At 65.5% G+C, this 909-nt stretch carries 1 protein-coding gene; it reads left to right on the forward strand.

Annotated elements, in window-relative coordinates; genetic code table 11:
- Positions 1-840: IS256 family transposase (locus KP010_RS09260; protein ID WP_216280771.1), on the forward strand; the 840-nt coding region annotated here is incomplete at its 5' end.
- Positions 841-909: the final 69 nt, after the last annotated feature.

Here is a 909-nt window from a genome sequence, read left to right on the forward strand (position 1 = left end):
GCCATGGGCGGCTCTGGCGTCTCGAAGAGCCAGGTCAGCCGGCTCTGCCAGGAGATCGACGAGAAGGTCGACGCCTTTCTCGAGCGACCGCTCGAGGGCGACTGGCCCTATCTGTGGATCGACGCCACCTATGTGAAGGCGCGCCAGAACGGCCGCATCGTCTCGGTGGCGACGATCGTCGCCGTCGGCGTCAACGCCGATGGAAGGCGTGAAGTCCTCGGAATGGATACGGGCCCATCGGAGGCCGAGACCTTCTGGACCGAGTTCCTGCGCGGCCTGCGCCGGCGAGGATTGCGCGGCGTCAAGCTCGTCGTCTCCGACGCGCACGAGGGGCTGAAGGCCGCCGTCGCCAAGGTGATGAACGCGTCCTGGCAGCGCTGCCGCGTGCACTTCATGCGCAACGCGCTCGCCCATGCCGGCAAGAGCGGAAGGCGCGTCGTCTCGGCGCTGATCGCCACCGCCTTCGCGCAGGAGGACGAGAGCGCCGCCAAGACGCAATGGCGCAAGGTCGCCGATCAGCTCCGGCCGACGCTTCCAAAGCTCGCCGCCTTCATGGACGACGCCGAATGCGATGTACTCGCCTATGCGAGCTTTCCCAAGGATCACTGGCCGAAAATCCAGTCCACCAACGGCATTGAACGGCTCAACGGCGAGATCAAGCGCCGCACCGAGGTCGTCGGCATCTTTCCGAACGAGAAGGCGATCAAGCGCCTCGTCGGCGCGATCCTGTTGGAACAAAATGACGAATGGGCCGTCCAGCGCGGCCGCTACATGACACTGGAAACGATCGCTGCTTTGAGCAATGATCCCATCGTCAAGCTGCCCGCCGTGGCCGCCTGATCAAACCGGCTGCTGCCGGAGCCCCTCGACGGGACCGACCAGAGCTACACCACGCTCTGGGGCACGATC

Source organism: Methylosinus sp. KRF6 (assembly GCF_018887255.1).
In the GTDB taxonomy this organism is placed as follows: Bacteria; Pseudomonadota; Alphaproteobacteria; order Rhizobiales; family Beijerinckiaceae; genus Methylosinus; species Methylosinus sporium.